At 68.3% G+C, this 21,941-nt stretch carries 19 protein-coding genes; 6 read left to right on the top strand and 13 right to left on the bottom strand.

Annotated features, from left to right (window positions below):
* Window positions 1-9: 9 nt before the first annotated feature.
* The 7 genes from minE to U6958_RS02255 all read right to left on the bottom strand — a co-directional run bounded on the left by minE (window position 10) and on the right by U6958_RS02255 (window position 7,280).
* Window positions 10-273 (bottom strand): cell division topological specificity factor MinE, encoded by a 264-nt coding sequence (gene minE, locus U6958_RS02285; protein ID WP_012202033.1) that lies wholly within the window; start codon window positions 271-273, stop codon window positions 10-12.
* Between the two features lie 6 nt (window positions 274-279).
* Window positions 280-1,092: a septum site-determining protein MinD gene (gene minD, locus U6958_RS02280; RefSeq protein WP_017405686.1), complete on the bottom strand. Its 813-nt coding sequence runs from the start codon at window positions 1,090-1,092 to the stop codon at window positions 280-282.
* Between the two features lie 49 nt (window positions 1,093-1,141).
* Complete coding sequence (gene minC / locus U6958_RS02275; RefSeq protein WP_034348623.1) at window positions 1,142-1,888, bottom strand: septum site-determining protein MinC; 747 nt, start codon at window positions 1,886-1,888, stop codon at window positions 1,142-1,144.
* A 168-nt stretch (window positions 1,889-2,056) separates the two neighbouring features.
* A complete protein-coding gene (locus U6958_RS02270) occupies window positions 2,057-2,845 on the bottom strand; it encodes a crotonase/enoyl-CoA hydratase family protein (protein ID WP_074921174.1) in 789 nt (262 codons plus the stop codon).
* Between the two features lie 24 nt (window positions 2,846-2,869).
* Window positions 2,870-3,886: an acyl-CoA dehydrogenase gene (locus U6958_RS02265; protein ID WP_074921173.1), complete on the bottom strand. Its 1,017-nt coding sequence runs from the start codon at window positions 3,884-3,886 to the stop codon at window positions 2,870-2,872.
* 84 nt (window positions 3,887-3,970) lie between these two features.
* Entirely contained in the window at window positions 3,971-5,128 is a 1,158-nt protein-coding gene (locus tag U6958_RS02260) for an acyl-CoA dehydrogenase family protein (protein ID WP_074921172.1), read from the bottom strand.
* Between the two features lie 88 nt (window positions 5,129-5,216).
* Window positions 5,217-7,280: an acetoacetate--CoA ligase gene (locus tag U6958_RS02255; protein ID WP_074921171.1), complete on the bottom strand. Its 2,064-nt coding sequence runs from the start codon at window positions 7,278-7,280 to the stop codon at window positions 5,217-5,219.
* A gap of 195 nt (window positions 7,281-7,475) precedes the next feature.
* On the opposite strand from U6958_RS02255, the gene U6958_RS02250 reads away from it, so the two are divergent.
* The 3 genes from U6958_RS02250 to U6958_RS02240 all read left to right on the top strand — a co-directional run bounded on the left by U6958_RS02250 (window position 7,476) and on the right by U6958_RS02240 (window position 11,110).
* Entirely contained in the window at window positions 7,476-8,783 is a 1,308-nt protein-coding gene (locus U6958_RS02250; protein WP_061287526.1) for a solute carrier family 23 protein, read from the top strand.
* 208 nt (window positions 8,784-8,991) lie between these two features.
* A complete protein-coding gene (locus U6958_RS02245; RefSeq protein ID WP_012202025.1) occupies window positions 8,992-10,506 on the top strand; it encodes an acetyl-CoA hydrolase/transferase family protein in 1,515 nt (504 codons plus the stop codon).
* A gap of 130 nt (window positions 10,507-10,636) precedes the next feature.
* Window positions 10,637-11,110 carry a hotdog fold thioesterase gene (locus U6958_RS02240; protein ID WP_012202024.1) on the top strand — a complete coding sequence of 158 codons (474 nt, stop codon included), beginning with the start codon at window positions 10,637-10,639 and terminating at the stop codon, window positions 11,108-11,110.
* On the opposite strand, the gene U6958_RS02235 is transcribed toward U6958_RS02240, so the two are convergent.
* From U6958_RS02235 to U6958_RS02210, 6 genes are all read right to left on the bottom strand, one after another.
* On the bottom strand, window positions 11,111-11,824 hold the full coding sequence (locus U6958_RS02235; RefSeq protein WP_016452267.1) for an ABC transporter ATP-binding protein: 714 nt from the start codon (window positions 11,822-11,824) through the stop codon (window positions 11,111-11,113).
* Window positions 11,817-12,575 carry an ABC transporter ATP-binding protein gene (locus U6958_RS02230; RefSeq protein WP_074921170.1) on the bottom strand — a complete coding sequence of 253 codons (759 nt, stop codon included), beginning with the start codon at window positions 12,573-12,575 and terminating at the stop codon, window positions 11,817-11,819. The genes U6958_RS02235 and U6958_RS02230 overlap by 8 nt, the downstream gene beginning before the upstream one ends.
* Window positions 12,568-13,662, bottom strand: coding sequence for a branched-chain amino acid ABC transporter permease (locus U6958_RS02225; protein ID WP_074921169.1), 1,095 nt, complete (start codon window positions 13,660-13,662; stop codon window positions 12,568-12,570). The genes U6958_RS02230 and U6958_RS02225 overlap by 8 nt, the downstream gene beginning before the upstream one ends.
* Before the next feature lie 3 nt (window positions 13,663-13,665).
* Window positions 13,666-14,538 (bottom strand): branched-chain amino acid ABC transporter permease, encoded by an 873-nt coding sequence (locus tag U6958_RS02220; RefSeq protein ID WP_074921168.1) that lies wholly within the window; start codon window positions 14,536-14,538, stop codon window positions 13,666-13,668.
* Between the two features lie 42 nt (window positions 14,539-14,580).
* Entirely contained in the window at window positions 14,581-15,744 is a 1,164-nt protein-coding gene (locus U6958_RS02215) for an ABC transporter substrate-binding protein (RefSeq protein WP_016447315.1), read from the bottom strand.
* 164 nt (window positions 15,745-15,908) lie between these two features.
* Window positions 15,909-17,501 (bottom strand): benzoate-CoA ligase family protein, encoded by a 1,593-nt coding sequence (locus tag U6958_RS02210; RefSeq protein ID WP_074921167.1) that lies wholly within the window; start codon window positions 17,499-17,501, stop codon window positions 15,909-15,911.
* A gap of 174 nt (window positions 17,502-17,675) precedes the next feature.
* On the opposite strand from U6958_RS02210, the gene U6958_RS02205 reads away from it, so the two are divergent.
* The 3 genes from U6958_RS02205 (at window position 17,676) to boxB (ending at window position 21,921) form a co-directional block, all read left to right on the top strand.
* On the top strand, window positions 17,676-18,590 hold the full coding sequence (locus U6958_RS02205; RefSeq protein WP_013799986.1) for a helix-turn-helix transcriptional regulator: 915 nt from the start codon (window positions 17,676-17,678) through the stop codon (window positions 18,588-18,590).
* Window positions 18,591-18,784: 194 nt separating this feature from the next.
* The gene (gene boxC, locus U6958_RS02200) at window positions 18,785-20,455 is read left to right on the top strand and encodes a 2,3-epoxybenzoyl-CoA dihydrolase (protein ID WP_074921166.1); all 1,671 of its coding nucleotides are present in this window, start codon (window positions 18,785-18,787) and stop codon (window positions 20,453-20,455) included.
* A 38-nt stretch (window positions 20,456-20,493) separates the two neighbouring features.
* Window positions 20,494-21,921 (top strand): benzoyl-CoA 2,3-epoxidase subunit BoxB, encoded by a 1,428-nt coding sequence (boxB, locus tag U6958_RS02195; protein ID WP_034365867.1) that lies wholly within the window; start codon window positions 20,494-20,496, stop codon window positions 21,919-21,921.
* Window positions 21,922-21,941 lie beyond the last annotated feature (20 nt).

The following is a 21,941-nucleotide window of genomic DNA, read 5'->3' as shown; positions in this document are numbered from 1 at the left end:
GGGCGGCGCTCAGCGCGAGGCGTCGGGCAGCTCGATCTTGACTTCGAGCACTTCCAGGTTTTCCTGGCGCTCCAGGTGCACCTTGATGTCGTTGACGTCGATGTCCACGTACTTGGAGATCACCGCCATCAGCTCCTTTTGCAGCGCAGGCAGGTAGTCGGGACCGCCGCCATTGCCGCCCACGCGCTCGCGCGCGAGGATGATCTGCAGGCGCTCCTTGGCCACCGAGGCCGTCTTCTTCTTTTCTCCGAGCAGGAAAGAGAGCATGGACATGGCCGCTTACCTCCCCCCGAACATGCGTTTGAAGAAGCCGGGCTTTTGCGCTTCGGTGAAGCGCATGGGCTTTTCCTCGCCCAGGAAGCGCGCGACCACGTCCTGGTAGGCCTCGGCCACGTCCGAGCCCTGCATGTGCACGGCGGGAATGCCCTGGTTGGAGGCCTGCAGCACGGTTTCGGACTCGGGCACGACGCCGATCAGCTCGATGCGCAGGATGTCCTGGATGTCTTCCAGCGACAGCATCTGGCCGTCCTGCACGCGGTTGGGGTTGTAGCGCGTGATCAGCAGGTGTTCCTTGACGGTCTCGCCCGCGATGGCGCGCGCGGTCTTGGAGCTGAGCATGCCCAGGATGCGGTCGGAGTCGCGCACGGAGGAGACTTCGGGGTTGGTCACGACCAGGGCCTCGTCGGCGAAGTGCATGGCGATCAGCGCGCCGCTTTCGATGCCGGCCGGCGAGTCGCAGACGATGTACTCGAAGTCCATGCCCGCCAGGTCGTCCAGGATCTTCTTGACGCCGTCCTGCGTGAGCGCATCCTTGTCACGCGTCTGGGAGGCGGCCAGCACGAAGAGGTTGTCGCACTGCTTGTCCTTGATCAGGGCCTGGTTGAGGTTGGCCTCGCCCTGGATGACGTTGATCAGGTCGTAGACCACGCGGCGCTCGCAGCCCATGATCAGGTCCAGGTTGCGCAGGCCCACGTCGAAATCGATGACGGCGGTCTTGTGCCCGCGCAATGCGAGGCCCGATGCGAAGCTGGCGCTGGTGGTGGTCTTGCCCACGCCACCCTTGCCGGAGGTCACGACGACTATTTTGGCCATGTTTGCACGGTTCCTTAAAGACTGGAGAGCAAAGAAGAAGGGTCCGGTGTCATACCGGCTCGATGAGGATTTTCTCGCCGTCGAGACGCACCTTGGCGGGCCTGGCAGCTACGTCCGCCGGGAGATCGGTCTCGATTGTGCGATAGATGCCGGCAATCGACAGCAGCTGTGCTTCCATGCAGGTGCTGAAGATGCGCGCCTCGGTGTTGCCGCGCGCCCCGGCGATGGCCCTGCCGCGCAGCGGCGCGTAGACATGGACGTTGCCGTCGGCGATGACTTCGGCGCCATAGCTGACCATGGCCAGCACCACGATGTCGGTGCCGCGCGCATAGACGCGCTGGCCCGAGCGCAGCGGCTTGTCCACGATGAGGGCGTCGGCCTGGGGAGCAGGCACCTCGCGCACCACCTCGATCTCGCGCACGACTTCCTGGATCTCGATCTCGGGCACCGTGGGCCGCACGGGTGCGGCCTCGGGCGCGGGCGCCAGGCCTGCGGCGCGCGCCGCCTCCATCTGGGCGGGGCTGCCGCCGCGCACGGCCACGGGCACGGTGCGGTGAAAGCGCAGCGCCTCCACGAGCACGGCGAAGTCGATGGCCTCCTCGGCCTCGCGCACATGGGCCAGGTCGATCAGCACGGGGTCGTTGTCGAAGAAATCCGGGTCGTCGGCCAGGCGCTGGGCCAGGTCGGCCACGAGCGCACGTACGTCGGTATCCCGCAGGGTCACGGCCACCACGGGCAGCTGCGCGCTCTTGAGGTCGAAGCTGGGGCGGGCAGTACTCGTCGTTTCAACGGCCATGGGACTGGGAGTGCGGTGGATGGGAGAGTTGCCTCTCGACGCGCAAAGTGTACTGTGTGTGCAGTACATGGGCGCCCACTCCCGCCGGGAGGCCGGCACCGGGGAGTGTCCATTTGTGTTGTGTCACACACGGCCCATGCCCCCGTGGCGGGGGCCGGGCGGGCCCGGTCACTGAAACCGGGGCTTACGCTTCTCCACGAAGGCCATCACGGCCTCGCGGTGGTCGGCGGTCTTGTGGGCCAGGGCCTGGTAGCCGGCGGACAGCTCCAGCAGCGATTCCAGCGTGCTGTGCTCGCCCTCGCGCAGCAGGCGCTTGGTCATGCGCATCACGGCGCCGGGGTTGGCGGCGATCTTGTCGGCCAGTGCGCGTGCCGTGGGCAGCAGCTGGTCCGCCGGCACGACGCGGCTGACCAGGCCGCAGGCCAGGGCCTCCTGCGCGTCGATGGCCTCGCCCGTGAACGCCATCTCGGCCGCCTTGGCGCGGCCCACGGCGCGCGGCAGCAGCCAGGCGCCGCCGTCCCCGGGGACGATGCCCACGCGCACGAAGCTCTCGGCAAAGGTGGCCGTCTCGCTGGCGATGCGGATGTCGCACATGCAGGTCAGGTCCAGCCCCGCGCCGATGGCCGGGCCGTTGATGGCGCAGATCACGGGCACGTCCAGCTGGGTCAGGGCACGCGGAATGCGCTGTATGCCCTGGCGGTACTCCTCGCGGATGGCGTCGGGCGTGAGCGCGTCGTCGAAGAAGCGCTGCATGTCCTTGACGTTGCCGCCCGAGCTGAAGATGGGGCCGGCGCCCGTGAGGATGGCGGCCTTGACCGAGGCGTCGCGCCGGATCTCGTCGCAGACCTGCACGAATTCCTCCACGGCCGTGTTGCCCGTGAGCGCATTGCGCGTCTCGGGCTGGTTCATGGTGAGGGTCCAGATGGCGCCGTCGCGGGCGATGTTCAGAAAGGACATGGAGAAGACTCCTTGAGCAAGGGTTTATGCGGTGATGTCGGTGGTCGAACGGATCAGGTCCAGCGTGCTGCCCGCGTGGCCATGGACCAGCGCGGCGCCTGCCACACCGTGCCAGTACGACTCGGAGCCGGCCGTCTGGCGCCAGGCATGCAGGCGGCGCGTGAACAGTTGCAGGTCGTATTCCTCGGTGAAGCCCATGGCGCCGTGGATGGCGTGGGCCGCCTCGGCCACGGCCAGCGCGGCCTGGCTGCAGCGCGCCTTGGCCACGGCCACGCGCAGCCGATCGGGGAAGATGCCCTGCCCCGAGCAGCCCAGCCGGGCCGCCATGCGCGCGGCGAAGACATGCTCACTCATCACCGCCAGCTGGTGCTGAATGGCCTGGAACTTGCCGATGGGGCGGCCGAACTGCTGGCGGTCATTCGCATACTGCAGCGTGCGCTGGAACACCTCCATGAGCGCGCCCGCCAGCTGCGCCGCCACCAGGCCGGCCTGCAGCGTGCGCAGGTCCAGCCCATCCGGCAGGGCGATATCGGGAGCAGGTGCTGCGCGGACCTGATCGGCGCTCCAGCGCAGGTTCACGTCCAGGCAGAAGGCCGCCGGCTCGGACTGCGCCTGCGCCACGGGCAGCAGGCTCCAGCCCTGCGCATGCTGCACCAGCGCGCTGTCCGCCACCGCGCCCAGGCGCACGGGTGCACAGTGCAGGCTGCCATCCGGCTGGAGCAGGCCTTGCGCCAACGCGATGGCGCCTGGTGGACGCTCCGCCCCCGCGCCAGCCAGCAGCGCGCGCGCCAGCATGGTCTCGCCCAGCGGCACGGGCAGCGCATGGGCGCCGGCCAGCGACCACACATCGAACAGCTGCGCCAGCGCCAGCCCCGCGCCGCCCGCGTGCTCAGGCACCAGGGCATCGGCAAAGCCGGCCTGCTCCAGCGATTGCCACAGCGCCCGGGGCGAGCCCCCGGCCTCGATGGCGCGCACCCGCGCGGGCGTGCACTCGCCCTGCAGCAGCTGGCGTGCGGCATCGGCAAACAAATCGTCTTCCATGTCTCTCTCCATTCATGACACATGACGCCAGGCCTTGGGCGTTCCGTTTGAAACTGGCGCGCCCCAACTCAGGGGGAACCTTATTCAACGCAGGCCGAGGCCACGCGCGATCATTCCGCGCAGGATGTCGCGCGTGCCGCCGCGCAGCGAGTACGAAGGTGCCACCTCCGTCACGTAGTTGAGGGTGCGCAGCAGCTCCAGCGGAACCTCGGACGCCTCGCGTGCGAACAGGTCGTCGGCGATGGCGGCGGGAATGGACTGTTCCAGCGTCGTGCCCAGCTCCTTGACCAGGGCCGCCTCGACGATGGGGCTTTCGCCGCGCACCAGCTTGTCCTGCACGGCAACCGACATGGCGCGCAGCGGGGCCAGCTCGGTGAACACGCGGCCGGCCAGGCGCAGCGCGCCTTCGCTGCGCTCGCCCGTTGCACGCAACCAGGCCAGCCATTCGTCGAACAGCACGATGCTGGAGAACAGCCGCTCGGGCCCGCTGCGTTCGAAGGCCAGCTCGGCCGTGACCTGCTCCCAGCCCTGGCCTTCCTGGCCGATCAGGGCGTCGGGCGGCAGCTGCACGTTGTCGAAGAAGACTTCGCAGAAATGGCTGTCGCCCGAGAGGTCGGTGATGGGCCGCACGGTCACGCCCGGCAGCGACAGGTCCACGATGACCTGGGACAGCCCCTTGTGCCGGTCACCCGCCTCGCCCGAGGTGCGCACCAGGGCGATCATGTAGTGGCAGTGGTGGGCGTTGCTGGTCCAGATCTTCTGGCCGTTGAGCACGAAGCCCTTGCCGTTCGGCGCGGCGCGCGTCTTCACGCTGGCCAGGTCCGAGCCCGCGCCGGGCTCGCTCATGCCGATGCAAAAGAAGGCCTCGCCCCGGCAGATGCGCGGCAGGTAGAACTGCTTTTGCGCCTCGGTGCCGTACTTGAGGATCAGCGGGCCGCTCTGGCGGTCGGCAATCCAGTGCGAGCCCACGGGCGCGCCGCAGGCCAGGTATTCCTCCACCAGCACGTAGCGCGTGAAGGCGCTGCGCCCGCCACCGCCGTACTCGCGCGGCAGGGTGACGCCTATCCAGCCCTTTTCGCCCAGTTGCCGGCTCAATTCGGCGCTGTAGCCGCCCCAGGAGCGCGCACGCACATGGGGCGGCAGGCCGCTTATGGCCTGGGCGAGGAAGGCGCGCACCTCGGCGCGCAGGGCTTCGTCCTCGGCGGGGATGCGGGTCAGGGCAAGGGAATCAAGCACGCTCATTGCAGGGCTCCATGGTTGGACCCCACTCTAGGCAGCCGGTCTGTCGCAGTCCAATATTAAAAACCGAGCCACTGATACCGTTTGAATATCAGGCAGCCTGTGCCTTGGCATGCTGCGCCGCAAAGCCCACGTACCAGTCCAGGCAGCCCGGGTTGGCCATGGCCTCCTTGTTGACCACCTTGTCCAGCGGCTGGCCCAGCATCAGCTTCTTGATGGGCAGCTCCTGCTTCTTGCCGCTGAGCGTGCGCGGGATCTCAGCCACCTGCACGATCTCGTCGGGCACGAAGCGCGGCGACAGGGCCTGGCGGATGGCGCCCTGCAGGCGCGCGCGCAGGGCGTCGTCCAGATCCACGCCCGGGCGCAGCACCACGAACAGCGGCATGTAGCTTTCGCGGCCCAGGTATTCGAGGTCCACGACCATGGAGTCCAGCACTTCGGGCAGGGCCTCGACGGCGCTGTAGATCTCGCTGGTGCCCATGCGCAGGCCGTGGCGGTTGATGGTGGCGTCGCTGCGGCCGTAGATGATGCAGCCGCCCTCCGGGAGGATGCGTATCCAGTCGCCGTGGCGCCAGACCGGGCCCATGGCGGCGGGGCCGTCACCGCCACCGGGCGCGCGGCCATGGCCGGCCGGGTACATGTCGAAGTAGCTGGACAGGTAGCGCTTGCCGTCCGCATCGCCCCACAGGTACAGCGGCATGGAGGGGATGGGCTGGGTGCAGACCAGCTCGCCCACCTCGTCGATGACGGGCTGGCCCTGCTCGTTCCAGGCCTCCACGGCCGCGCCCAGCTGGCGGCACTGCATGATGCCCGGCTGCTGGGGCAGTTCGCGGTGGCCGCCGATGAAGGCGCCCGCGAAGTCGGTGCCACCCGAGATGTTGTTCCACCAGATGTCAGGCCGCCCCATGCCTGCGAACTGCGCCGTGCCCCAGCTTTGCACCTCGGGCGACAGCGGCGAGCCCGTGGTGCCCAGGCTGCGGATGCGCGACAGGTCGCCGCACTGGGCCAGGTCCACGCCGGCCTTCATGCAGTTGGCGTAGAAGGCCGCGCCCGAGCCGAAGCTGGTCACGCCGGTCTCGGCCGCGAAGCGCCACAGCACGCCCCAGTCGGGCCTGTCCTTGCTGCCGCCGGGGCTGCCGTCGAAGATCACGCAGGTGGTGCCGCCCAGCAGGCCCGAGACCTGGGCATTCCACATCACCCAGCCCGTGGAGCTGTACCAGTGGTAGCGCTCGCCCCAGCTGTTGGGGTGGTAGCTGCAGCCCACGTCGTTGTGCAGGGCCTTGAGCTGCAGGGCCACCAGCACCATGCCGCCATGGCCGTGGACGATGGGCTTGGGCAGGCCGGTGGTGCCGCTGGAGTAGACGATCCACAGCGGGTGGTCGAAGGGCAGCCATTCGGGCTCGAAGGCCGCCGTGGCCGCGTCGTCGCGGGCCGTGACCTGGCCGTAGTCGGCGGCATCGGCCAGCCTGGCCTGCAGGTCCAGGTTGGGCACAAGGACCACATGCTCCACGCTGGGCAGGCCTGCGCGCAGCTCCGCCAGCACGGCCATGCGGTCGATATCGCGCCCGGCGTAGTGCACGCCATCGACGGCGATCAGCGCCTTGGGCGCGATCTGGCGAAAGCGGTCCAGCACCGCGTTGGTGCCCATGTCGGGCGCGCAGATGCTCCAGACGGCGCCCAGGCTGGCCGTGGCCAGCAGGGCGACCATGGCCTCGGGGATGTTGGGCAGGTAGGCGGCCACGCGGTCGCCGCGGCCCACGCCCTGGGCCTTCAGGTGCAGGGCCAGGGCGGCGACCTGGCGGCGCAGCTCGGGCCAGGACAGTTCGCGGTGGCGGCCCGTCTCGTTGCGGCTGACCACGGCGGGCATGCCGGCCGCATGGGCGGCATCCACATGGCGCAGCGCCTGGCGCGTGTAGTTGATCTGGGCGCCCGGAAACCACTGGGCGCCGGGCATGGTGTTGCGCTCCAGCACGGCCGTGTGCGGCGTAGGCGATTGCAGCGCGTTGTAGTCCCAGATGCTTTGCCAGAAGGCGTCCAGGTCGGTCACCGACCAGCGCCACAGCGCGTCGTAGCTGTCGAACTGCAGGCCGTGGCGCTCGCGCAGCCAGTCCTGGTACAGGCGGATCTGGGGGATGAAGGCAGGGGTGTGGCTCATGACCGGCCACGGTACGCGCGCGCTGCCCGCGAGCCCAGACGGGAAAGCCACTAGCCTGGCACCTGGGCGACAAAGTCTGCGGGCCGGATCGCGTATCTGCGCACAAACACTGGGAAAAAATTTCCGCTCGCCCCCTCCTGCCAGAAAACAAATGCCTCTAATATCGCGCCAATTTTTTACAAGGAGCGATGCCACATGGGCCTTTTCCAATGGACGGAGAAATCCGCCGACCAGCTGCAACGGGGAGGCGTGATCGGCCCCGATGAGCGCCTGCCCTGGCCCCAGACCGGGCTGATGGGCATACAGCACGTGATCGCCATGTTCGGCTCCACCGTGCTGGCGCCCATCCTCATGGGGTTCGACCCCAACGTGGCCGTGCTCATGAGCGGCATCGGCACGCTGATCTTCTTCCTGATCACGGGCGGCAAGGTGCCCAGCTACCTGGGTTCGTCCTTTGCTTTCATCGGCGTGGTGATCGCAGCCACGGCCTATGGCGGCAAGGGCGCCAACGGCAACATCGGCGTGGCGCTGGGCGGCATCATTGCCTGCGGCGCGGTCTATGCGCTGATCGGCCTGGTGGTGCAGCTGGTGGGCACGCGCTGGATCGAGCGCTTCATGCCGCCCGTGGTCACGGGCGCCGTGGTGGCCGTGATCGGGCTGAATCTGGCGGCCATCCCCGTCAAGAACATGGCGGCCAACAACTTCGAGTCGTGGATGCAGGCCCTGACCTTCGTCTGCGTGGGCCTGGTGGCCGTGTTCACGCGCGGCATGGTGCAGCGCCTGCTGATCCTGGTGGGCCTGATCGCCGCCAGCCTGCTGTACGGCCTGTTCACCAATGTGCTGGGCATGGGCAAGCCCGTGGACCTGTCGGGCGTGGCCAACGCCGCCTGGTTCGGCCTGCCCCAGTTCCACGCGCCCGTGTTCAGCGGCCCGGCCATGGTGCTCATCGTGCCCGTGGTCATCATCCTGGTGGCCGAGAACCTGGGCCACATCAAGGCCGTGACCGCCATGACCGGCAAGAACCTGGACCAGTACATGGGCCGGGCCTTCATCGGCGACGGCGTGGCCACCATGGTCAGCGGCGCGGCCGGCGGCACCGGCGTGACCACCTATGCCGAGAACATCGGCGTGATGGCCGCCACGCGCATCTACTCGACGGCCGTGTTCTTCGTGGCCGCCGTCCTGGCCGTGCTGCTGGGCTTCTCGCCCAAGTTCGGCGCGCTGATCCAGGCGATCCCGCTGCCCGTGATGGGCGGCGTGTCCATCGTGGTGTTCGGCCTGATCGCCGTGGCCGGCGCCAAGATCTGGGTGGACAACCGCGTGGACTTCTCGCAGAACAAGAACCTGATCGTGGCGGCCATTACCCTGATCCTGGGCACGGGCGACTTCACGCTCAAGTTCGGCGACTTCGCGCTGGGCGGCATCGGGACCGCGACTTTCGGCGCCATCATCCTGTACGCGCTGCTGGATCACGCACGCGACGATCAGCCGCTGATTCATTGAATGTGAGCGCGCACAAACAATCTTTGAGCCTTTGACTGCGCGGCAGGGCCTTTACGGGGAAACCCGAGGGCCGCTGCCAGCGCTGCTACCATCGGTTTCCGGAGATATACCGCCCTTGCGTTCTTGCATGGGGCGGTTTTTTTTTAGGCTTGCAAGCCAGCGCTGCGGCACCCTGCCGGCTGGCGCGAGCCGTCAGCCGGAGCCATAGATGTCCCTCGCAGACCGCGTACGTTTCCCAGAATTCCTTTCGCGCACCATGACGGCCGAGCAGGCCGCCGCCCTGATCCCCCACGGCGTCAACGTCGGCATGAGCGGGTTCACGGGCGCGGGCTACCCCAAGGCCCTGCCCCAGGCCATCGCCCAGCACGCCAAGAGCGAACACGCGGCCGGCCGGCCCTACAAGATCAATGTCTGGACCGGCGCCTCCACGGCCGCCGAGATGGACGGCGCCCTGGCCGAGGCCGGCGCACTGGGCCAGCGCCTGCCCTTCAACACCGACCCCACTTGCCGCGCCAGGATCAATGCCGGCGAGATCGACTTCATCGACATGCACCTGTCCCACGTGGCCCAGCATGCGTGGTTCGGCTTCCTGGGCCCCATGAGCGTGGCCGTGGTCGAGGTGCTGGGCGTGACCGAGGACGGGCGCCTCATCCCCTCCACCGCCGTGGGCAACAACAAGACCTGGCTGGAGATCGCCGACAAGGTGATCCTGGAGGTCAACACCAAGCCGCCGGCCAAGATGGAAGGCATGCACGACATCTACTACGGCACGGCCATCCCGCCGCGCCGCGTGCCCATTGCCCTGACCCATGCCGATGACCGCATCGGCGAGCCCTACCTGCGCGTGGACCCGGCCAAGGTGGTCGCCGTGGTCGAGACCCACAAGGGCGACCGCGACAACGTCTTCGCCCAGCCCGACGCCAACTCCAACCTGATCGCCGCGTCCATCATCGACTTCCTCGCGCACGAGATGAAGATGGGCCGCCTGCCCAAGGAGATGCTGCCCATCCAGTCGGGCGTGGGCAACGTGGCCAACGCCGTGCTGGCCGGCCTGCTGACGGGGCCGTTCGAGAACCTGCTGGGCTTCACCGAGGTCCTGCAGGACGGCATGCTGGACCTGCTGCGCGCAGGCAAGATGAGCCGCGCCTCGGCCACCTCGATCTCGCTGTCCGGCAGCGCCTACAGGGACTTCGAGGAGAACATCGATTTCTACCGCGAGCGCATCATCCTGCGCCCCCAGGAGATCAGCAACCACCCCGAGCTGGTGCGCCGGCTGGGCGTGATCGCCATGAACTCCATGATCGAGGCCGACATCTACGGCAACATCAACTCCACCCACGTCATGGGCACGGGGATGATGAACGGCATCGGCGGCTCGGGCGACTTCGCGCGCAACGGCTACCTGTCCTTCTTCGTCACGCCCTCGGTGGCCAAGGGCGGCAAGATCAGCTGCATCGTGCCCATGTGCTCGCATGTGGACCATACCGAGCACGACACGCAGATCATCGTCACCGAGCAGGGCCTGGCCGACCTGCGCGGCCTGTCGCCGCGCAAGCGCGCCCAGGTCATCATCGACCGCTGCGCCCATCCCGACTTCCGCCCCCAGCTGCAGGACTACTTCGACCGCGCCCAGCGCCAGGGCGCGCTGCACACGCCGCACATCCTGGGCGAAGCGCTGAGCTGGCACCAGCGCTTTGTCGAAACGGGCGACATGCGCGCCTGACCCGCGCAAGCGCGCCAGCGCGCAGTCTCCTGGGCTACAGGCGGCCATCGGCATGGCTGCCCGGACTGGCGTAGCATGCAAGGACGGCCCACGGGGCCGTCTTTTTCGTTGCACCCACAGGACTTCTCCCATGCCGATCTGGAAGCGCAGCTTCACCCTTGAAGACATCACCTCGCTGAGCGCCGACACGGCCGTCTCGCACCTGGGCATCGAGTTCACCGAGATCGGTGACGACTTCCTGCGCGGCCGCGTGCACGTGGACCAGCGCACCTGCCAGCCCTACGGCATCCTGCACGGCGGCGTGAACGTGGTGCTGGCCGAGACCCTGGGCTCGGTGGCCGCGGCCTGCTCCATCCCCGAAGGTTGGCGCAGCGTGGGCCTGAACGTCTCGGCCAACCATGTGCGCGCCGCGCGCCAGGGCTGGGTCACGGGCACGGCCCGCCCCGTGCACCTGGGCCAGACCACCCATGTCTGGGCAATCGAACTGCACGACGAAACCGGCCGCCTGACCTGCACCTGCAGCCTGACCATGGCGCTGCTGCCGCCCACGCATGCGCAGAACGTCAAGCTCGCGGCGCAGCCGCCGGTGGCGGCCCAGCCCTGATCAAACCCCCAGCAACTCCGACAGGCGCTCCGGCTGCGCCAGCAGCTCCCGCGAGTCGGCCTGCAGCGCCAGCCGGCCCTTGGCCATGACGACGGCGCGGTCGGTGTGGGCCAGGACCTTTTTGTAGTCGCGGTCCACGATCAGGGTGGAGATGCCGGTGCTGCGGATGGCGGCGATCACGCGCCAGATTTCGGCGACGACCAGGGGGGCCAGTCCTTCGGTGGCTTCGTCGAGGATGAGCAGGCGCGGGTGCGTCATCAGCGCGCGGCCTATGGACAGCATCTGCTGCTCGCCGCCAGAGAGCTGGTCGCCGCCGTTGGCCAGGCGCTCCGCGAGCCGGGGGAAGGTGTCGAGCACGCGCTCCAGCGTCCAGTGGCGCTCTCCCTGCAGGCCGGGGCGGGCGCTCATGACCAGGTTCTCGCGCACGCTGAGGTTGGGGAAGATGCCGCGCCCCTCTGGCACATAGCCAATGCCCAGCCGCGCCATGCGCTCGGGCGGCGCGCCCGTGCAGTCGCGGCCATCGGCGCGCAGGCGGCCGGAGCGTGCCGGCACATAGCCCATGAGTGTGCGGATCAGCGTGGTCTTGCCCATGCCGTTGCGCCCCAGCAGGCCCACGGCCTGGCCCGCGCCCAGCGCCAGGCTCACGCCCTGCAGGATGTGGCTGTCGCCGTAGTAGGTATGCAGCTCGTCGATGGCGAACATGGGCTCAGTCATCGTCTTCTCCGAGATAGGCAGTACGGACCACGGGATCGACACGGATCTGCGCTGGCGTGCCCGTGGCCACCACGCTGCCGTTGACCATCACGGTGATGCGGTTGGCGATGCGGAACACGGCGTCCATGTCGTGCTCGACCAGCAGTACCGCATGGCCGCGCTTGAGCTCCTGCAGCAGGGCCAGCATGCGCTCGGTCTCCTCGGCGCCCATGCCGGCCAGCGGTTCGTCCAGCAGCAGCACGCGCGGGCCGGTGGCAAGGCACATGGCCACTTCCAGCTGGCGCTTGGCGCCATGGCTCAGCGTGCCGGCCACGGCCTGGGCATGCCCGGCCAGGCCCGCACGCTCCAGGGCCGCATGGGCCTGGCGCAGGCTGTCCGCGCAGCGCTGTGCGGACAGGCCCAGCTGCCAGGGCCTGAGCGCCATTTGCGCCTGGGCCGCGAGCCGGCAGTTCTCCAGCGCCGAGAACTCGGGAAAGATGGTGGTGCGCTGGTAGCTGCGGCCCACGCCGGCACGCGCGCGCCGGGGCTGGGGCATGCGCGTGACGTCCTGGCCCGCGAGCGCGATGCGCCCCGCGCTGGCCGCCAGCTCGCCCGAGAGCATGTTGACCAGGGTGGACTTGCCCGCGCCGTTGGTGCCGATCACGGCGTGGACCTCACCCTCGTGCAGGTCCAGGTCCACGCCGCCCACGGCCGTGAGCCCGCCGAAGCGGCGCGTGAGGCCGCGCACCGAAAGCAGTGCCGCATCAGCCATGTCCGGCCTCCTTGTGGTGGACCTCGTTGTGTACTCCGGCGCGTTGCCGTGCAAGGCCCGCCAGCCCGATCAGCCCCATCAGTCCTTTCGGCAGCAGGGCCACGAGCACGATGATGGCCAGGCCCAGGCTCAGCTGCCAGTGGTCGGCCATGGGGCCGACGATGGCATGCGTGGACAGCACCTCCTTGAGCGCGACGAAGGCCACCGTGCCCAGCACGGCGCCGCGCAGCGAGCCCAGGCCGCCGAGGATGACCATCAGCAGCACCTCGCCCGAGTGGTGCCAGGACAGCAGCTCGGGGTTGACCACGGCATCGCGCACCGCCAGCAGAAAGCCTGCCACGCCGGCCAGCATGCCGGCCAGCACGAAGGCCGCGAGCTTGTACCCGTAGGTGGTGAAGCCGGCCGCGCGCATGCGCTGTTCGTTGACGCGTATGCCCGCCAGCGCCGCGCCGAAGCGCGACTGGCGCAGCCCGGCCAGGAAGGCATAGACCAGCACCAGGGCGGCCAGCACCACGTAGTACTGCACGCGCGGGATTTCCATGTCGATGGCGCCCAGCGCGGGCCGGGCCATCAGGTAGATGCCATCGCTGCCGCCGCCGATGCCCGTGTCGTGGACCACGAAGTAGGCCATCTGTGCGAAGGCCAGCGTCACCATGATGAAGTAGATGCCGCGCGTGCGCAGGCTCAGCAGGCCCACCAGCAGCGCATAACCGCCCGAGGCCAGCAGCGCCCAGCCCAGCATGGCCGGCAGGCTGCCGCCCTCGTTGCCTGCGGACAGCACGGCGGCATAGGCGCCCAGGCCCATGAAGGCCGCATGCCCCAGGCTCACCAGGCCCGTGCCGCCCACCAGCAGCTGCAGGCTGAGCGCGAAGATGGCCAGGATCATGGTCTTGACCACCAGGTCCGACAGATAGTCCGACCACCAGGGGCCGGCCAGCGCCAGCAGCGCCACGCAGGCCAGCGGCACGGCGCAGGCCTGCCATCGGCAGGCGCGCTGCGGCATCTCTACGGGCTGCACAGGCTGCACAGGCTGCAGGGGCTGCACGGCGGCCGCCAGCAGGGCCGGAGAAGGATTGGATACGGCCATTGTTCAGCTCCTTTGCCCCATCAGGCCCTGGGGCCGCCACACCAGCACCACCGCCATCAGCAGGTAGACGCTCATGCCGCTGAGCTCCTGGAAGAACAGCTTGCCGAAGGTATCGACAAAGCCCACCAGCAGCGAGGCCAGCAGCGCGCCCGTGATCGAGCCGATGCCGCCGATCACCACCACCACGAAGCAGATGATGAGCACGTTGCCGCCCATGCCCGGATAGACCGAACTCATGGGCGCGGCGATCATGCCCGCCAGTGCCGCCAGCGCCACGCCGATGGCGAAGACGATGCGGTACAGGCGCTTCACGTCGATGCCCAGGCCGCGCACCATGTCGCGGTTGCTGGCGCCCGCGCGCACCATCATTCCCAGGCGCGTGCGGTTGACCACCCAGTACAGCGCCAGCGCCACCAGCAGGCACACGCACGAGGCGAACAGCCGGTACCACGGATAGCTCATGAGCCCGCCCAGCGAGAAGCTGCCCGACAGCCAGCCGGGCAGCGGCACGCCATGCACGTCGTTGCCCGCCAGCAGCGAGCGCAGCTCCTCGAACACCAGGATCAGCCCGAAGGTCATCAGCACCTGCTGCAGGTGCTCGCGCTCGTAGAGGTAGCTGAAGAAGGCCCACTCCAGCGCATAGCCCAGCACCACGGTCAGCGCCACGCCGGCCAGCAGCATGGTGATGAAGTGCTGGCCCAGCAGCGGGGACAGCGCAAAGGCCATGTAGGCGCCGATCATGTAGAAGCTGCCATGGGCCAGGTTGATCACGCCCATGATCCCGAAGATCAGCGTCAGGCCGGAGGCCAGCAGGAACAGCAGCAGCCCGTACTGGACGGCGTTCAGGCACTGCACGAGAAAGGTGGCAAGGTCCATGGCGATGTCCGTATGCGTCCGTATATGAGTGCGCCCCGCGCCTCACATGCGGCAGCCGCGGCCGGTATCGCCCAGGGCCTTGATGGCCACGCCCATGCGCTGGTTCTCCTTGCCCACGACCTTGCGCAGGTACATGTCCTGCACGGGGTTGTGCGACTTGCTGATGGTGAAGTCACCGCGCGGGCTGGGGATGGTGGCCTTCTCGATGGCCTGGCGGAACTCGGCCTTTTTCGCGATGTCGCCGCCCGCCGCCTTCAGGCCCACGCCCAGCATCTGGGCGGCGTCGTAGCCCTGCACGGCATACACATCGGGCATCAGCTTGTAGGCCTGGGCATAGGCGGAGCGAAAGCGCCGGTCGCGCTCCGTGCCCAGCTCGTCGGCGTAGTGCAGCGTGGTCAGCACCCCCTGGGCGGCCTCGCCCTGGGCCTCCAGCGTGCCGTCGGTCAGAAAGCCCGAGCCGTACAGCGGGATGGTTTTGTGCAGGCCGGCCGCGTGGTAGTCCTTGACGAACTTGACGGCGCCCGCGCCCGCGAAGAAGGCAAACACCGCATCGGGCCTGGCGGCCGCGATCTCGGTCAGCAGGGCCTGGAACTCCACGTTGGGAAAGGGCACGGTGAGCTGCTTGCTGACCTTGCCGCCCTCCTTCTCGAAGCCTTCCTTGAAGGCATTGGTCATCTCCTCGCCGGCCGCGTATTTCCAGGTGATGGTCATGGCGGTTTTCCTGCCTTCCTGCCTGGCCGCCACCACGCCCATGGGATAGGAGGACTGCCAGTTGGAGAAGGACGAACGGAAGATGTTGGGCGCGCACATGGCGCCCGTGACCGCATCGGCGCCCGCATTGGGCACGATGAGCACGGTGCCGCTTTCCTTGGCCGCGCGCGCCATGGCCATGGCCACGCCCGAATGCACGGTGCCCACCAGCACATCGACCTTGTCGCGCTTGATCAGGCGGTTGACGTTGTCCGTGGCCTTGGCCGGATCGGACTCGTCATCGACCTTGAAGAACTCGATCTCGCGCCCGCCCAGCCTGCCGCCCTGCTCGTTCACGAACATGCGAAAGCCGTTCTCTATGGCCGAGCCCAGCGCCGCGTAGGTGCCGCTGTAGGGCAGCATGAAGCCGACCTTGATCCTGTCCTGCGCATATGCGCCGCAGGACAGGGAGGCCGTCAGGGCGAGGGCGGCCCAGTGTTTGCGATCGATGTTCATGCGTGTCTCCTTGTGGTGGATGGGTCTTGCTTTGCGGGTTTTGCTCACACAATTCATTTCGGTTCTCCATGGCACTGCCACGCCCCTTGAAACTGGCGCGTCCCAAAGCGAGGGACACCGAGGAAGGGCCGCCCCGCACCGAGGGTGTCGTCCCCCTCCCTCGCTCAGCGAGTAGAGAGGGGGAAGCCGCGTAGCGGCTCAGGGGGTGTACTGGCTTCGCGCTCTCGGAGCCTGAAACGCTGGATCTTTCCGGTGGCGGTCTTGGGAAGTTCGTCCACGAATTCGATGAAGCGCGGGTACTTGTAGGCGGCCAGGCGCTGCTTCACGAAGGCCTTGAGCTCGGCCTCGGTGGCGCTGCAGCCGTCCTTGAGCACGACGAAGGACTTGGTCTTGAGCAGGCCGTCGGCGTCGGTCTTGCCGATCACGGCGGCCTCCAGCACGGCCGGGTGCTGCATCAGCGTGGCCTCGACCTCGAAGGGCGAGACATAGATGCCGCTGACCTTGAGCATGTCGTCGCTGCGCCCGGCATAGGTGTAGTAGCCATCGGCGTCGCGCACGTACTTGTCGCCGCTCTTGAGCCAGCCGCCCTGGAAGGTCTCGCGCGTCTTGTCCCGGTTGCCCCAGTACATGAGGGCGGCGCTGGGGCCCTGGATGAACAGGTCGCCCACCTCGCCATCGGCCACGGGGCGGCCGTCCTCGCCGCGCAGCTCCACGCGATAGCCGTCCACGGGCTTGCCCGTGGTGCCGTAGCGGATGTCGCCGGGCCGGTTGGACAGGAAGATGTGCAGCATCTCGGTGGAGCCGATGCCGTCCACGATGTCGGCGCCGAAATGCGCCTTGAAGCGCTGGGCGATCTCGGCCGGCAGCGCCTCGCCGGCCGAGGAACACATGCGCAGGCTGACCTGCTCGCGTGCGGGCAGCAGCGGCGAGGCCAGCATGCCCGCAAAACCCGTGGGCGCGCCGAAGAATACCGTGGGCCGGTGCTGCACCCAGCGCGCGAAGGTGGCCTCGGGCGTGGGCCGCTCGGCCATCAGCAGCACGGTGGCGCCCACGCTCAGCGGAAAGCTCAGGGCATTGCCCAGGCCGTAGGCGAAGTAGAGCTTGGCGGCGGAAAAGCAGATGTCGCCCTCGCCCAGGCCCAGCACCGGGCCGCCATAGAGTTCGGCCGTCCAGTACGGATTGGCATGCGTGTGGACCGCGCCCTTGGGCTTGCCCGTGGAGCCCGAGGAATACAGCCAGAAGCCCGGGTCATCGCCCAGCGTGGGCGCCGGTGCGGGCAGCGGCGGCTGCGCCGCCAGCCAGGGCTGCAGGGGCGCGAAGCCTGCGGCGCGCGCGGCCGCTTCGTCGCCGGCCACCCAGACATGGCGCACCTCGTTGGGCGACCGATCCAGCGCCTGGCGCAGCAGGGGCAGCAGCGCATCGCAGGTCAGCACGGCCTGGGCGCGGCTGTGGCCCAGCATGTAGGCGTAGTCGTCGGCCGTGAGCAAGGTGTTCACCGCCACCGGCACCACGCCCGCATACAGCGCGCCCAGAAAGGCCACGGCCCATTCATGGCGGTCGTGCATGAGAAGCAGCACGCGCTCCTCGCGGTGGATGCCCGCCGCCATCAGGCCGCTGGCCATGCGCTGCGCCTGCTGCTGCAGCTGGCCGTAGCTCAGCGTGCCGTGGTCGTCGATGTAGGCGATCTTGCCGGGCCGCCCCTCATTGAGCGCGAACAGGTGCGCGGCGAAATTGAAGGGCTGGGTGAAGTCGATCATCGGGGTCTCCTTCGACATCGGGCATCCGGCCCGACTTGTGATCTTCCGCACAACATGCAATATTGTGCGTGCACCGAAAAGATAGTTAGAACATCACCGAGCGTCAAGCACTATATTGCATGGCTGGTGTTAACCCCGACTGTTTATCATTCACGCCCTCTTCAAGGAAACTCTATGGACCAGTTCGAGACGGCAGCCCAGTCCGCCGGGGCGGCGGATTCCCTCTCAGAAGCCCCCAGGAACCAGGTGCTGCAGGCGCTGGGCGAGCGTGTGCGCAGCCTGCGCTCGCGCCGGGGCATGACGCGGCGCGCCCTGGCGGCGGCGGCCGATGTCTCGGAGCGCCACCTGGCCAACCTCGAATACGGCACGGGCAATGTGTCGGTGCTGGTCCTGCACCATATTGCACAGGCCCTGCAATGCTCCATGGCCGAGCTGCTGGGCGACGTGACCACCACCAGCGCCGAATGGCTGCTGATCCGCGAACTGCTGGAAGGCCGCGATGAAGAGGACCTGCGCCGCGTGCGCCTGGCCGCAGGCGAGCTGCTGGGCACGGCGCCCAGCGACCGCCAGCGCCACACGCGCATCGCCCTGATCGGACTGCGCGGCGCGGGCAAGTCCACACTGGGCCGCATGCTGGCCGAGCAGCTGGGCGTGCCCTTCCTCGAACTCAACCAGGAAATCGAGCGCATTGCGGGCTGCAGCGTGCGCGCCATCCACGACCTGTACGGTGCCAACGCCTACCGCCGCTACGAGCGCCGCGCGCTGGAGGAAGCCGTGCAGATCTACAGCGACGTGGTCATCGCCACGCCGGGCGGCATCGTCTCCGACCCGGCCACCTTCAACGAGCTGCTGTCGCACTGCACCACGGTCTGGCTCAAGGCCCAGCCCGAGGAGCACATGGCCCGCGTCGTGGCCCAGGGCGACACCCGCCCCATGGCCGCCAATCCCGAGGCCATGGACGATCTGCGCAGCATCCTCGAAGGCCGCGCCGGCTTCTACGCCAAGGCCGACCACGTGGTGGATACCAGCGGCCAGACGCTGGAGCAGAGCTTCGATCAGTTGAAGGCACTGTTCCTGCCCGCACGCTGAGACGGCGGCAGCAACCCACGGCATCCAGGCCCCAGGCCTGGATTTTTTTCGCCTGTGCTGGCTGGTGTTTACCCTGGATATGGTCCAAACACGCACTATCGTGCGTGTTGCTGCGTGCATTTTCTGAGCGAATCTGCATAATTGTGCCTGCACCGTATCTGCAACTGCACTATTTTTCATCCAAGAGGCCGTCCATGCACCCGTCCAGCCCCACTGTCGATTACCGCACCGAGCCCGTCCAGTACCGCCACTGGTCGTTCACCGTCGAGGGCGCCATCGCCCGCATGCAGCTGAACATTGCCGAGGACGGCGGCATACGGCCCGGCTACAAGCTCAAGCTCAACAGCTACGACCTGGGCGTGGACATCGAGCTGCACGACGCGCTCAACCGCATCCGCTTCGAGCATCCGCAGGTGCGCACCGTCATCGTCACCAGCGGGCGCGACCGCATCTTCTGCTCGGGCGCCAACATCTTCATGCTGGGCGTGTCCAGCCATGCCTGGAAGGTGAACTTCTGCAAGTTCACGAACGAGACGCGCAACGGCATCGAGGACAGCTCGCGCCACTCGGGCCTGAAGTTCCTGGCCGCCGTCAATGGCGCCTGCGCGGGCGGCGGCTACGAGCTGGCCCTGGCCTGCGACGACATCGTGCTGATCGACGACCGCTCCTCCTCCGTCTCCCTGCCCGAGGTGCCGCTGCTGGGCGTGCTGCCCGGCACGGGCGGCCTCACGCGCGTGACCGACAAGCGCCATGTGCGCCATGACCTGGCCGACATCTTCTGCACCAGCGTGGAAGGCGTGCGCGGCCAGCGCGCCGTGGACTGGCGCCTGGTGGATGCCGTGGCCAAGCCCGCGCAGTTCGAGGCCGTGGTGGCCCAGCGCGCGCAGCGCCTGGCCGAGGGCAGCACGCGCCCCGCCAACGCGCAGGGCATCACGCTCACGCGCCTGGAACGCGAAGCCACGGACGACGCGCTGCACTACCGCCATATCAGCGTGCAGATCGACCGCGCGCGCCGCTGCGCCACGCTGACCGTGAAGGCGCCCACGCTTGGGCAAGGCCCGCAGCCGGCCACCATCGAAGCCATCGAGCAGGCCGGGGACGCCTGGTGGCCGCTGGCCATGGGCCGCGAGCTGGACGACGCCATCCTGCACCTGCGCACCAACGAGCTGGACGTGGGCACCTGGCTGCTCAAGACCGAAGGCGATGCCGCCGCCGTGCTGGCCGCAGACGCAGCCCTGCTCGCCCACCAGGACCACTGGCTGGCGCGCGAGACGCTGGGCCTGCTGCGCCGCAGCTTTGCGCGGCTGGATGTGTCCTCGCGCACGCTGTTCGCGCTGATCGAGCCCGGCTCCTGCTTCGTGGGCATGCTGGCCGAGCTGGCCTTCGCGGCCGACCGCGCCTACATGCTGGTGCTGCCCGATGACACCGAGCGCGCCCCGCGCATCCAGCTGGACGAATTCAATTTCGGCCTGCTGCCCCTGGTCAACGACCAGTCGCGCCTGCAGCGCCGCTTCTACGAGGAGGCCGCGCCGCTGGAGGCCGCGCGCGCCGCCACGGGCCGCGCGCTGGACGGCGACCAGGCCCTGGCCCTGGGCCTGGTCACGGCCGCGCCCGACGACATCGACTGGGACGACGAGATCCGCATCGCCATGGAAGAGCGCGCCGCCATGTCGCCCGATGCGCTCACGGGCCTGGAGGCCAACCTGCGCTTTGCCAGCCGCGAGAACATGGTCACGCGCATCTTCGGGCGCCTGTCGGCCTGGCAGAACTGGATCTTCAACCGCCCCAATGCCGTGGGCGACAAGGGCGCTCTCAAGCTCTACGGCACGGGCCAGAAGGCCGGCTTCGACTTCAACCGCGTCTGACCGCAGGCACGCCCCGAAACATCCCCGGAGACCCCACCATGAGCGCCATCAACTACAGCGAGAAGATCCCCAACAACGTCAACCTCGGCGAAGACCGCACCCTGCAGCGCGCGCTGGAGAGCTGGCAGCCCAACTTCCTGAACTGGTGGGGCGACGTGGGCCCCGAAGGCTCCACCGACTACGACGTCTACCTGCGCACCGCCATCAGCGTGGACCCGCAGGGCTGGGCCCAGTTCGGCCACGTGAAGATGCGCGACTACCGCTGGGGCATCTTCCTGAACCCGGCCGAGGCCGACCGCAAGGTGCACTTCGGCGACCACGCGGGCGAGAAGGCCTGGCAGGACGTGCCCGGCGAGCACCGCGCCAACCTGCGCCGCATCATCGTCACCCAGGGCGATACCGAGCCCGCCTCGGTGGAGCAGCAGCGCCACCTGGGCCTGACCGCGCCGTCCATGTACGACCTGCGCAACCTGTTCCAGGTCAACGTCGAGGAAGGCCGCCACCTGTGGGCCATGGTCTACCTGCTGCACAAGCATTTCGGCCGCGACGGCCGCGAGGAGGCCGAGGCCCTGCTGGAGCGCCAGTCGGGCGACGAGAACAACCCGCGCATCCTGGGCGCCTTCAACGAGAAGACACCCGACTGGCTGTCCTTCTTCATGTTCACCTACTTCACCGACCGCGACGGCAAGTTCCAGCTGGCCGCGCTGGCCGAAAGCGCCTTCGACCCGCTGGCGCGCACCACCAAGTTCATGCTGACCGAGGAGGCCCACCACATGTTCGTGGGCGAGTCCGGCGTCTCGCGCGTGCTGCAGCGCACCTGCCAGGTCATGAACGAGCTGCGCACCGACGACGTGGGCCGCCTGCGCGCGGCCGGCGTGATCGACCTGCCCACGCTGCAGCGCTACCTGAACTTCCACTACAGCGTGACCATCGACCTGTTCGGCGCCGACCAGTCCAGCAATGCCGCCACCTTCTACAGCAGCGGCCTCAAGGGCCGCTACGAGGAAGGCAAGCGCGCGGACGACCACCGCCTGCACGACCAGCACTACAAGGTGCTGGAGGTCGTGGACGGCAGGCTGCAGGAAAAGGAAGTACCCATGCTCAACGCGCTCAACGAGGTGCTGCGCGACGACTACATCAAAGACTCCAACGCGGGCGTGGGCCGCTGGAACAAGGTCATGGAAAAGGCCGGCATCGATTTCCGCCTCACCGTGCCGCACAAGGCCTTCAACCGCCAGATCGGCGCGCTGGCGGGCGTGCGCATGAGCCCCGACGGCCGCGTGGTCAGCGAGCAGGAATGGCGCATGCGCGAGGACGAATGGCTGCCCTCGGACGCCGACCGCGCCTTCGTCGCCTCGCTCATGGGCCGCTGCGTGGAGCCGGGCCAGTTCGCGGGCTGGATCGCGCCGCCGGTCATGGGCATCAACCGCCAGCCCGTGGATTTCGAATACGTGCGCTTCAACTGAAGCGCCGCGCCAGCAGGGAG

Source organism: Delftia lacustris (assembly GCF_040267515.1).
Classification (GTDB): Bacteria; Pseudomonadota; Gammaproteobacteria; order Burkholderiales; family Burkholderiaceae_C; genus Comamonas; species Comamonas tsuruhatensis.
Note: the sequence above shows the minus strand (reverse complement) of the source record. Positions and strands in the feature narration are given on the sequence as shown.

Excerpts from the sequence above, each read along its gene's own strand:
- minE (WP_012202033.1), bottom strand. The coding sequence starts at position 273 with ATGTCCATGCTCTCTTTCCTGCTCGGAGAAAAGAAGAAGACGGCCTCG.
- minD (WP_017405686.1), bottom strand. The coding sequence starts at position 1,092 with ATGGCCAAAATAGTCGTCGTGACCTCCGGCAAGGGTGGCGTGGGCAAG.
- minC (WP_034348623.1), bottom strand. The coding sequence starts at position 1,888 with ATGGCCGTTGAAACGACGAGTACTGCCCGCCCCAGCTTCGACCTCAAG.
- U6958_RS02270 (WP_074921174.1), bottom strand. The coding sequence starts at position 2,845 with ATGTCCTTTCTGAACATCGCCCGCGACGGCGCCATCTGGACCCTCACC.
- U6958_RS02265 (WP_074921173.1), bottom strand. The coding sequence starts at position 3,886 with ATGGAAGACGATTTGTTTGCCGATGCCGCACGCCAGCTGCTGCAGGGC.
- U6958_RS02260 (WP_074921172.1), bottom strand. The coding sequence starts at position 5,128 with ATGAGCGTGCTTGATTCCCTTGCCCTGACCCGCATCCCCGCCGAGGAC.
- U6958_RS02255 (WP_074921171.1), bottom strand. The coding sequence starts at position 7,280 with ATGAGCCACACCCCTGCCTTCATCCCCCAGATCCGCCTGTACCAGGAC.
- U6958_RS02250 (WP_061287526.1), top strand. The coding sequence starts at position 7,476 with ATGGGCCTTTTCCAATGGACGGAGAAATCCGCCGACCAGCTGCAACGG.
- U6958_RS02245 (WP_012202025.1), top strand. The coding sequence starts at position 8,992 with ATGTCCCTCGCAGACCGCGTACGTTTCCCAGAATTCCTTTCGCGCACC.
- U6958_RS02240 (WP_012202024.1), top strand. The coding sequence starts at position 10,637 with ATGCCGATCTGGAAGCGCAGCTTCACCCTTGAAGACATCACCTCGCTG.
- U6958_RS02235 (WP_016452267.1), bottom strand. The coding sequence starts at position 11,824 with ATGACTGAGCCCATGTTCGCCATCGACGAGCTGCATACCTACTACGGC.
- U6958_RS02230 (WP_074921170.1), bottom strand. The coding sequence starts at position 12,575 with ATGGCTGATGCGGCACTGCTTTCGGTGCGCGGCCTCACGCGCCGCTTC.
- U6958_RS02225 (WP_074921169.1), bottom strand. The coding sequence starts at position 13,662 with ATGGCCGTATCCAATCCTTCTCCGGCCCTGCTGGCGGCCGCCGTGCAG.
- U6958_RS02220 (WP_074921168.1), bottom strand. The coding sequence starts at position 14,538 with ATGGACCTTGCCACCTTTCTCGTGCAGTGCCTGAACGCCGTCCAGTAC.
- U6958_RS02215 (WP_016447315.1), bottom strand. The coding sequence starts at position 15,744 with ATGAACATCGATCGCAAACACTGGGCCGCCCTCGCCCTGACGGCCTCC.
- U6958_RS02210 (WP_074921167.1), bottom strand. The coding sequence starts at position 17,501 with ATGATCGACTTCACCCAGCCCTTCAATTTCGCCGCGCACCTGTTCGCG.
- U6958_RS02205 (WP_013799986.1), top strand. The coding sequence starts at position 17,676 with ATGGACCAGTTCGAGACGGCAGCCCAGTCCGCCGGGGCGGCGGATTCC.
- boxC (WP_074921166.1), top strand. The coding sequence starts at position 18,785 with ATGCACCCGTCCAGCCCCACTGTCGATTACCGCACCGAGCCCGTCCAG.
- boxB (WP_034365867.1), top strand. The coding sequence starts at position 20,494 with ATGAGCGCCATCAACTACAGCGAGAAGATCCCCAACAACGTCAACCTC.